The following is an 11,429-nucleotide window of genomic DNA, read 5'->3' as shown; positions in this document are numbered from 1 at the left end:
TCTTTGGCTTCTAACCATTTTTCTTGAAATTTTTCATCTTTAATTAATGTTGCTATAGATGCCAGAGTCTGGAGGTGTAGTTTATTTAATTTAGGACTACTAACAAATAAAAATACAGCTTTTATTTCAGGGTGTTTTTCACTGAATTTAATACCGTCTCTACATCTAAATACAGCCATATGAAAAGTATCTATATCATCTATAACAATATGTGGAATAGCTGTGAACCCAGATATAGCAGTTGTTATTTCATTCTCTCTTTCAAAGAAGAGATTTTCTAGCTCTAGATGATTTTTACCTAAGATAGTAGAAAATTTTTCAGCTTCTAATATAATCAATTCCTCTAAACTAGTGATTTTTTTTAGATCTACAACGGGAGCTTCCATAACTATTTTATCAAATTCTGTAAGTTTTACATCATCTCTTTGATGAATAATATCTCGGAGTTCACTTTCTAGATTATGACCTAATTTAAGATTATCAGTAATTCTTATTAAAAGATGTAATAACGCATATTCTTTACTAGCATTTTTCTTTCCATATGTAAAATAAATAATTAAACTTATAAGAATAAGACCTATACTAGATTCTATAGCGGATATTCCCAGTCGAGAAATAAAATATAAAAATAAAAATATGGTAAATATTTGAATCCATGGGTATAGAGGAGCCCTAAAGGAAGGTCTATAATTTGATAGATTACTCTCTCTAATGATGATTACCGATAGATTGGTGAGAACATACGTCATTAATATAACGGCGGATGCTGTTTTAACTAAGATTTCTAATGGTAATAATAAGGAACTAACTATTAGTAGACCTGTGGATATAATTGCCACTGTAGGAGTTTTAAATCTTTTATTTACTCGACCTACAAAACTGGGGAATAATTTATCTCGACTCAGTGCCAAGGGATATCTAGAGGCTGCCATAATCCCTGCATTTGCTGTAGAGAGAAAAGCTAAAAGAGATGCTATAGTTAGGACTATATATCCTGGCTTTCCAGCTAATATTTGGGCAGCATCAGCAATAGGAGTTAATGAATTAGCAAGAACATTTCCTGGTAAAATACCTATAGTAACAAATAATGTAGCTGCATAAACTACAGTTATAACCACAATTGAGGAAATCATTCCTTTAGGGATATTAACTTTAGGATTTTTGACCTCTTCTGAGATAGAAGCAACTTTTAAAAGCCCACCAAAGGATACAAAAATAAAAGCAGCTGTAGATACAATAACTCCTGCACCTAGAGTTGCAAATGGTCCACTACTAGTAACTAATTTAAACTTATTATCCACTAAATTGTATATTTGAATAAAAGGAGTAAAGAAATCAATATTGATATGAAACATTCCAACAGCTATAAAGAGTCCCATTAATAATAGTAAACCTACAACTAAGACAATCTCAAAGGTACTAGCAATCTCTACTCCTATAATATTTAAAAATAAAAAGGCAGAGGTAACAATAGCTGATATAATAACCAAAGTCTGATGATCGAGGTTATTTCCATAGATAACTCCTCCAATAAGACCCGCTATACCAAAGATTGCAAAAGCAGTTTTTAGACAGATCGCAAACCAGCTAAGGACCCCAGAGATAGTCCCTATGAGTGGACCCAAAGTTCTTACAATAAAAAAGTAATCTCCGCCGGCTTTTGGCATGGCAGTGGTAAGTTCAATAATAGATAGTATACCTGTAAAAGCAATTAATCCACCTAATATATAACCTAAAATCATTATTGGTCCTGCCTTACTAAAGGCTATCCCAGGTAATATAAATATTCCTGAACTTATCATAGCTCCAGATGAAATACTAAATACATCCATGTATCCAAGTTCTTTTTTTAGTTCCATAATACCACCTTGTCTTTATTTTAATAGCCTAAATATACTTCATTTAATGCTATTGTAAACGAAGTTATTGCTAAATTAGATTGATAATTATAAAGTTTTTTAGATAGAAGAAAATACAGTAAAGTTAACATAGAAAAAATAACAAACTTATGATTGAAATTTCGTTTGTCTTTACAGCAATGTGGATATAAACTGTTTTTTAACGTTAATAGATCCACTGAGAGCAAATGAGAAAGTATACTAAGAGACTTCTTGGTTTACTAGTGGAGAAGCCTATTAGAACGCTATTAGGGCTTAAGATATTCTAATTATCCATGGCCACTCCACAAGATTACTCCGACAATATCTTTTAAACTTATCTTCAGATCATTGACGACTAACTTTCCTGTAAAAAAATTATATTTTATTTTACCATATATTATTTTTAAATTATGATCTTTAATATAGTATATTTTATAAATTTTTTCTTTCTTTAATCCATATTTAGATATCTTTTTTTGACTCCACAAATAATTTAAATAATTTGTATAGAGTAACCCCTTAATTTTTAAGGATTCTTCATAGAGATCTATAAGGGTTTTAACATCTATATTTTTATAACAATTTACATCATCGTTTTTATGAGTTTGAATATCATAAGCTGATTCTAAAATTTGAAGCTGAGAGGAAGTATAAAATTTTGTAGGTAAGAGGTTACTTTTTTGATTATTACATTTTTTACAGAGAAGAACAGCATTATACTTGTCATTTGATTTTAAACCATATCCTAAAGATAATGGCATATGATGATCAATTTGTAGATTTTTTTTACTTCCACAATTAAAACAGCAATGTTTAAATAGATGTTTTATCCATTGGGAGTCCGCATATGTAAAGTTTGAATCTATAATTTTATGTCTTTCATATCGTTTACCTTTGATTTTAAATATTTTATTGATCTTTTTTTCAGTAAAACTAAAGGGAATCTTATTTTTAAAATCCCCTTTGATTATTCTGTATGCAATCTCTTCTTTTTTTTTAATAAGTTCATCTATCCCATAAGGCTCTCCTCCTTATCTGCAAAATTTTTATTTTATTAGTGTATCGTGTTCCTTATATAAATTTATATCCATTTTTTCTTAACCATTTACGGGAAAATTTTGGATTTTCTATATATACACCTATATATTCCCAATATTCCTTAGAATGGTTGGGATGTTTTAGGTGTCCTAATTCATGTATTACCAAATATTCAATAATATTTAGTGGAACTTTTACAAGATTAAGGTTAAATGTAATAGTACCGCTAGAATAGCAAATTCCCCAGGCAGATTTCAATGGTTTAATTTTTATTTTTTTTGGGTAAAGCTCCATAAGTTTGGTATATTTTTCAAGATAGACTTCTAAAATCCTTTTTATTTGTTGTTGATACCACTCATTTAAGAGTAAATCAACTTCTTTAGAGTCGTTGAAAATCATAATTTGTTCCACTATTTTTATTGGAGTTTCAGATTTTTCTACTTTTACTGAGTAGAGTTCACCGAGGTAATAGACTCCTAAATTATTAGATATAGAAGAATAATTTTTTAATTTTTCCTCTATCCAGATAGATTTTTCTTCTATTAGTTTTAGTCCGTAAGAATAAGCAACCCTCATAGGAATACTTAAAATAATCTCCATAGATGGTTTTACCTGAAGGGAGATATTTTTCTTCTTTTTTTTAATTATGGTTACTTCACGCTCTATATTTTCAATGATCACTTTATATTTTTTCATCATCTTTTTGCTATAAGTAAGAATAAAGGATATTTCTTCTTCTTCTTTTCTATGATAAAAATATTTTCAACGACTTTTATTTCTTTAAATCCTACACCTTTAAAAATTTTCTTTAAAAGTTCATTTGAGAACCCCAAGGCATAAATCCCATCTAATGAATCATGAAATGAACCATCTTCTTTCATTAAATCAGCAATGGCTATGATTCCACCAAGGTTCAAAGAGTCATATAGTTTTTTTGCGAGTTTGTTTATATCTTCGATGTGGTGCATAACCATAGAACTCATAATAAGATCAAAGGTTTCAGTAATTTCGTATATGCCTTTAAGTTCTGTGGTTAAATTTTTATGGTTTTTCCCTTTTTCTTTTAAAACATCAAGCATATTAGGAGCTAAATCTATACCATGAACTGTTTTGACTTCTTTTATTAATGGAAAAATTAATAGTCCAGTACCACATCCAAAGTCTAGTATACTCATATTTTTATCTAATTTTATATTATTTTTTATTGATTTGGCAATCGTATTACTACGTTCTATTTTAGAGTTTGTATCCCAATTTTTTGCACGTTCGTTAAAATCATTCATGTTTATTCCTCCTTTTGTCTTTTCTAATATAATTATACAATAAAAAAGCCATAAACAAAATATCTGTTTATGGCTTTAAATTTAAAAAATTTAAATATTATGAAGTTTTTAATTCAACATCTGCTTGTTCTTGGCTTCTTTCTTCAGCTCTTATACCATCCCAAAGTTTAAAATCCCCTTCAATTCCGATTTCGTTAGGATTGAAATCCCAGTTATCTTGTGTTCCTTTTTTCATTCTGGCTTTATAATCTTTTAAACATAATATAGCTGGTTTATGCATAATTAAAATCCCTACTATATTAACCCATGCCATCATACCTACACCAATGTCTCCAAGTGTCCAAGCCATACCACCAGTAATAATTGTACCTATGAATGTAAAAGTTAAAAAGATTATAGTAAGTACTTTTCTTATATTTTTACTAGAAGAAGAGTTCCCTAAAAGATAAATAGCAGCAGAATCTCCGTTCCAGAAATAAGCTAATATTGTTGTAAATGCAAAGAACATAATAGCTATTGCTACAATGTAAGCTCCGTAACCAATACCTGCATCTAATGCGATAGTAGTATTAAGAGGTCCAATTGTAGAGGCAGTCATATCGGTAGATGCTCCAAAAGCTGAGTATATCTCTTTTCCACTAGGAGCAAAAACTTTATATGCACCAGTAATGATAATCATCAATGCAGTTGCTGTACATACAAATATAGAATCAATATAGATAGAGAAAGCTTGAATCAATCCCTGTTTAGCAGGATGTGATGTATCAGCAGCAGCAGCAGATGCTGGACCAGTACCTTGACCAGCTTCATTAGAATAAATTCCTCTCTTAACTCCCCACATGACAGCGGTACCTACGATACCAGCAAAAGCTTGCTCTTGACCAAATGCAGATCTAACTATTAATGATAAAGATGGAATAATATCACTAGCATTTAAAATAAGAACTATAACTGCTATTATAATATAAGCTATAGCCATAAATGGAACTACAATACTAGCAAATTTTGCGATTCTTTTAGCTCCTCCAAAGACAATAACAGCTAGTACCGCTACAATTATTGCACCAGTAATCCATTTAGGAAGACCAGTAGCAGTATGCATAGAACTTGCAATTACATTAGATTGAACAGAAGGCATAAGTAAAGACATTCCTGTTACAGTTACAATAGCAAATAAGTTTCCATACCAAGCTTTACCACCTAATAAACCTTTTTTAAAATAATATGCCGGACCTCCTCTATAAGTCCCTTCAAACTCTTCTTTATATAGCTGTCCTAGTGTAGACTCAACATATGATGAGGCTGCTCCTAAAACTGATATTACCCATAGCCAGAATATAGAACCAGGTCCTCCTAAAGAAATAGCTGTAGCAACTCCAGCTATGTTTCCTGTTCCTACCCTCCCAGAAACTGACATGCACATAGCTTCAAAACCACTGATTGAGTCTTTCGATCTTTCACCTGGTTTAACATCTTTTCCAAATAATAACCTTAACATTTCTTTAACCATAGAAATTTGAGATACTTTAATTTTTAGTGTGAAAAAAAGTCCCGCTCCTAGACAAAGATAGACAAGTAGTGGTGACCAAATAATACCGTTTAACTGATTAATGAAATTTTCCATAAAATACCTCCGTTTAAATACAATATAAATAATTGAAATTCGATCTGAATAATTGGAACAATAGTTTTTATTATCGGTAACAGTTAAATGATAGCACCCTATAAATAAGATGTCAAACCTAAAAAGAAACACTTTATTTGTTTTTAGGACATGTAGTAGTGAAATCTTTTGAAATTAAGTTATTTTTTTCACTTGAAGATAGGTGTAAATATCTATACTTTAGTATTTATATTTAAGATATATTTTATGAAAAAAAAGAATCCCTACTAATAAGTAAGGATTCTTTTTTTAATGGATATATATATATTATTTATATATATAAGTATATAAATAATACTAGCCTAAAAAATAAAAATATAAGTGAAATAAATTTTTATTTATAAGAATTAAAATTTATTTTTATAAAGTGAAAAAAATCACTATATTTTAAAATTATTTGATTTTTTTATCTTTGTCAAAAAAACAAAGTTTAATTATTTTCTAGGTGTTTTTTAACTAATAATTCACTGTTTTTTAGAATTTCATCGATCTCTAAATCTTTAGGATATAGAGGAGGAAGAAAAGTCAGGTTGACATTTGTGGATCTTGGGAATTTACTTCCAATAGGCATAGCTTTATAAGCTCCATCTATAACAAATGGTTGAACTGGGATATTTAAAGTTTTACTTAATATCGCAAAGGCTTTTTTAAATTCTGCCATTTGTCCATCTCTACTTCTAGCTCCTTCTGGGAATATAACCAAGTTTTTTCCATGTCTAAGAACCATAGCAGCGGTTTGTAAAGTTTCGCTTAAATTATTATCTACATCTAAAAGAATTATATTTCCATGGTTAGCACCCCATTTTTTAAATGAACCTTTAAAATGCTTAGAAACAGCTAAATAGTAAGTGTTTTCTAAATTTTTCTTGTCCATAGCAGTATTGAGTATAAAACCATCTAAGAAACTTTGATGATTTCCAATGAAAATTGCTGGTTGATTTGTAATGTTTTCTAGACCATTTTTACTTATTTTAATATACCCTTTAAAAAATGGAGTTAGTATATACTTTGCAAACTTTAATGCCATACTAGATTTAGGAATAAAGACATCTATATCTTTATTAAGTATTTTAGACCAATCATTTCCTTTTTCTGTAATATTCACTCCTTTGTCATGTAAAAAATTAGATAAGTCAAATAAAGTAGGGTATTGAGAAAGTTCTTCTTCCATAATAATAACATTAAATGTATTACCAACAAATGATAATAATTCTACAAAGTCTAACGAGTCCATACCTAGGTCTAATTCAAAATGATCTTTTGGTGTAGAAGAAACTCCTTTTAAATTCTCTATGAATTTTTTTAGTATTAAGTATTCTTCTGTAGTTGGTTCTACTGTTTTTTCTATAACTCTTTTTTTCTCTATCAATAGGTCTTTCAATTTAAATCTTCTAAGTTTTCCTAACCTTGTTTTAGGTAGTTCTTCCTGTACAATTTTGAAGTCTAATATTTTTCTATAATTAGGGGCTTCGATATTATATGGATCTATAACATTCCATTTGATAGCTTCATTTATATTTTTTATTCCTTCTTGTTCAATGACTGTAAAATTAGGATAAACAATTGCAACTAAATGATTTTTATACTCAGTAACGGCTAATTCAGAAATCAAATTGGTTTTTTTCATAATAGTATCTTCTATATCTTGTGGGTTGATATTTTTACCATTAGGGAGGACAATCATCTCTTTTTTTCTACCAATAATATAAAGATAACTATCTTTAATTTCTCCTAAATCTCCAGTATGGAACCAACCATCTTTATCGATTACCTCTGCGGTAGCTTCTGGTTTATTATAATATCCCTTCATTACGTTTTTTCCACGGGCAATGATTTCGCCATCATCAGCTATTTTTAATTCAATTCCTGGAAGTGCTCCACCACAAGATCCGGGTCTTATATCATCATATCTATTGAATGTAAGAATTGGAGATGTCTCTGTAAGACCATATCCCTCTAACATTCTAAATCCTAGAGTATTAAAATCTTTTACTATTTGTGGATCTATTTTAGCACCTCCGGAAACCATAATATGCATTTCTCCACCAAACCCATCTTGAACTTTTTTAAATATTCTTCTACCAAGCTCTATATTATTTGTTTTAGCAACAATTTTAAATAATATTCTAGGAATAAAACTTGTGTTTATTTTTTCCATTATCCCCTTATGGAACATCTCCCATAGTCTAGGAACTCCTATAAATAATGTAATCTTATATTTCTGTAACGCCTCTTTGATGGCAGCAGAGGAGAGGTCATCCAAGATAATAATTGTACACCCAACTTTTATAGGAAGGATCAGATTTCCCATAAGTGGAAGGACATGGTGCATGGGTAAAAGTGCCAAAATTCTATCAACTTTACGGAATAAGCCAACTTTAGCAATATTGTCTATATTAGAAAGAAGGTTAGCCATAGTAAGCATAACTCCCTTAGGGTTACCAGTAGTACCAGATGTATAAAGGAGTAAGACAGTTCTGTCTCCTACAGGAGCTTCAATATAATTTTTTCTTCCAATATAATCTTTTGGTACTTTAACTTCATCTAAGTTAATAATTGGAATATCTATTCTAGATATTTTTAGTGCTTCTTTTGTGACTTCTAAGTTTTTACTACTAGTATATAGATATTTAGGTTTTGCATCGGTTAAAAAATATGCGATTTCAGTAGCACTACTTCCAGCATCTACATTGATAGAAATCCCCTTTTTTTCCCAAATAGAAAATACAGCATATGCAATTTCGGGTCGATTTTCTAAGAATACTAAGACCTTATCCTCTGGATGTTCTAATTTTAACATATCTGAATAATATAAAATTCTTCTAACCAATTCTTTATACGTAATTTCAATCCCTTTGTATATTAGGGCTGGTTTGTCCCTTGAAATAATAAATTTCATGATATTCCTCCTAATTTTTTTATAAACATTTTAACCTATTATACTATATTTATTGATGTAAAACAAACATCCACAAGGAAAAATTAAGAATAAATTTGTTATTTTATTTTTCTAAAATTTTATATATAATTAAATGTAAAATTTTTAATTAATTTAATAGGAAATTATATGGAAAGAAAGTATAGTCTATTATTAAAATAAAATGATTCATAAGGGAGGTAAACCATGTATACGCAAGAAAATGATAGTCAATTAGTTAATGTAGAACATATCTTGCCAGAAAACTTAACAATTTTGCCAATGCTAACAAGACCAATATTTCCAAACATTATGATTCCTATAACTTTTTCAGGAGAAGTTTTTTTAAAAACTATCAAGAAGGTAGAGGAAACTGAAAATAAATTATTAGGTTTAGTTTTTGTAAAAGAATTAAATCAATTTGATATTTTTAAATCAGAATTGCATGAAGTTGGAACAGTGGTGAAAATACACAAAATAACACCTCTTTCTGCCAATACGATTCAGATAATAGTCCAAGGATTAAATAGATTTGAGTTATTAAAAGTGATTAAAAAAGAGCCTAATATAATCTGGAATGTTAAATATGATAAAGGAGAGGAAGGACCTCCAAATGATGAAATACGTGCTTATATGCTGGCGATAATGACATCTTTAAAGGAAATTTTTAAGGTTAACCCAATTTTACAGGAAGAATTAAAATTACTCATGACTCAAGTTAATTATGAAAAACCAGGTGTACTAATGGACCTTATTACATCTATGTTGAAAACTGAAAATAAAAATTTACAAGAAGTTTTGGAAGAATGGGATCTAGCCAAAAGAAGTAGATTAATTTTAACCATGTTAAAAAAAGAACTAGAAATATCGCATCTTCAAGAAAAATTACAAAAACAAATTGAAGAAAAAGTGAGCAAACAACAAAAAGAATATTTTTTAAGAGAACAATTAAAATTGATAAAAAAAGAATTAGGACTAGAAAAAGATGATAAAGAGAGTGAAGTTGAAAAGATATTACAAATATTAGAAGGGAAAACTCTAAGTAAGGAAGCATTAAAAACCGTAGAAGAACAAATAGAGAAATTAAAATTATTAGATAGTCATTCACCAGAGCACAATGTAGTCAGATCATATCTTTTAGCTATAGCGGAGTTACCATGGGGGATCTATTCAAAAGATAGCTTGGATATAAACAAATCTAGAAAAAAACTAGATGAAGATCATTATGGATTACAAGAAGTTAAAAATAATATATTAGAATTTATTAGTACAATTATGAAAACTGGAACTGTAAGTGGAGCAATCCTTTGTTTAGTAGGACCTCCAGGAGTAGGGAAAACTTCTATTGGAAAATCAATTGCAAATGCATTAAATCGTGAATTTTTTAGGTTTTCTGTAGGTGGAATGAAAGATGAGGCAGAGATAAAAGGTCATAGAAGAACTTATATAGGTGCTATGCCAGGAAAAATATTACAGGCTATAAAAAAAGTTGGTACAGCAAATCCAATAATAATGCTAGATGAGATAGATAAAATAGGAACCAGTTATCAAGGTGATCCAGCATCAGCTCTTTTAGAAGTCCTAGATCCAGAACAAAATATCGAATTTTTAGATCATTATTTAGATGTTAGATTTGATTTATCTAAAATTTTATTTATAACTACTGCTAATCAGTTAGATACCATCCCTAGGCCACTTTTGGATAGGATGGAAATAATTCAACTACCAGGTTATATATTAGAGGAAAAAGAAGAAATAGCAAAAAAATATTTGATTCCACATCAAATGTTAGAACATGGGTTAACAAAAAAAGAAATATCAATATCAGCGTCAACATTGAGAGAAATCATTGATAAGTATGCCAGGGAAGCAGGGGTAAGAGGGCTAGAAAAAAATATTAAAAAGATTATGAGAAAAGCTACTTTAAAAATTGCTGAGGGAGAAGATAAAAAAATAAGTGTAAACAAAAAAAATATGGAAGAATTTTTAGGTAAACCAATTTTTACGACTGAAGAACTATATAATAAAAATATACCTGGAGTTACACTAGGATTAGCTTGGACATCTATGGGAGGAGTTACTCTATATATAGAGGCAAGTGTTATAGGTCATCAAGGTGGATTTAAGCAAACAGGTCAATTAGGAGATGTCATGAAGGAATCTTCAATAATTGCTTATTCATATGTTAAATCTTTGATGTGCAAAGAAGATTGTGATAAAGATAAAAAAGATTTCTTTGATAAACATAGTATTCACCTTCATGTACCTGAAGGTGCTACTCCAAAAGATGGACCATCGGCTGGAGTTACTATGGCACTAGCTCTATATTCACTAGCTAAAAATAAACCAATCAAAAATAATATAGCTATGACTGGAGAAATTACTCTAACTGGTAAAGTATTACCTATTGGAGGAATAAGAGAAAAAACAATAGCAGCAAGGAGAGTAGGCATAGATACTTTATTAGTTCCAAAAGATAATAAAACTGATTTTGAAAGATTACCTGATTATATAAAAGAAGGAATAACAGTGCATTATGCTGATTATTTTGAAGATATATTAAAAGTGGTATTTTAAAAGATTAGTATAATAGAGATCGTATTAATTTTAGGGATTTGTTCCTAGTTTATACGATCTTTATATGTAAT

General features: G+C 29.5%; 7 protein-coding genes. 1 reads left to right on the top strand and 6 read right to left on the bottom strand.

The genetic code is table 11. From position 1 onward, the window contains the following. From WBG30_RS10095 to WBG30_RS10070, 6 genes are all read right to left on the bottom strand, one after another. The coding region (locus WBG30_RS10095; RefSeq protein WP_424504528.1) for an amino acid permease at positions 1–1,859 on the bottom strand (1,859 nt) is incomplete at its 3' end. 308 nt (positions 1,860–2,167) lie between these two features. After that, positions 2,168–2,710 carry an HNH endonuclease gene (locus WBG30_RS10090; RefSeq protein WP_424504529.1) on the bottom strand — a complete coding sequence of 181 codons (543 nt, stop codon included), beginning with the start codon at positions 2,708–2,710 and terminating at the stop codon, positions 2,168–2,170. 241 nt (positions 2,711–2,951) lie between these two features. Further along, positions 2,952–3,617 carry a M48 family metallopeptidase gene (locus WBG30_RS10085; RefSeq protein WP_424504527.1) on the bottom strand — a complete coding sequence of 222 codons (666 nt, stop codon included), beginning with the start codon at positions 3,615–3,617 and terminating at the stop codon, positions 2,952–2,954. Further along, positions 3,614–4,201, bottom strand: coding sequence for a class I SAM-dependent DNA methyltransferase (locus tag WBG30_RS10080; RefSeq protein WP_424504526.1), 588 nt, complete (start codon positions 4,199–4,201; stop codon positions 3,614–3,616). Before WBG30_RS10080 ends, WBG30_RS10085 begins: the two co-directional genes overlap by 4 nt. A 97-nt stretch (positions 4,202–4,298) precedes the next feature. Beyond that, entirely contained in the window at positions 4,299–5,825 is a 1,527-nt protein-coding gene (locus tag WBG30_RS10075) for an alanine/glycine:cation symporter family protein (protein WP_424504525.1), read from the bottom strand. Between the two features lie 469 nt (positions 5,826–6,294). After that, positions 6,295–8,763 (bottom strand): AMP-binding protein, encoded by a 2,469-nt coding sequence (locus WBG30_RS10070; RefSeq protein WP_424504524.1) that lies wholly within the window; start codon positions 8,761–8,763, stop codon positions 6,295–6,297. 225 nt (positions 8,764–8,988) lie between these two features. Here WBG30_RS10070 and lon point away from each other — a divergent pair, with 225 nt between their 5' ends. After that, positions 8,989–11,358 (top strand): endopeptidase La, encoded by a 2,370-nt coding sequence (gene lon / locus WBG30_RS10065; RefSeq protein WP_424504523.1) that lies wholly within the window; start codon positions 8,989–8,991, stop codon positions 11,356–11,358. Positions 11,359–11,429: the final 71 nt, after the last annotated feature.

It is taken from the genome of Psychrilyobacter sp. (genome assembly GCF_049671765.1).
Classification (GTDB): Bacteria; Fusobacteriota; Fusobacteriia; order Fusobacteriales; family Fusobacteriaceae; genus Psychrilyobacter.
Note: the sequence above shows the minus strand (reverse complement) of the source record. Positions and strands in the feature narration are given on the sequence as shown.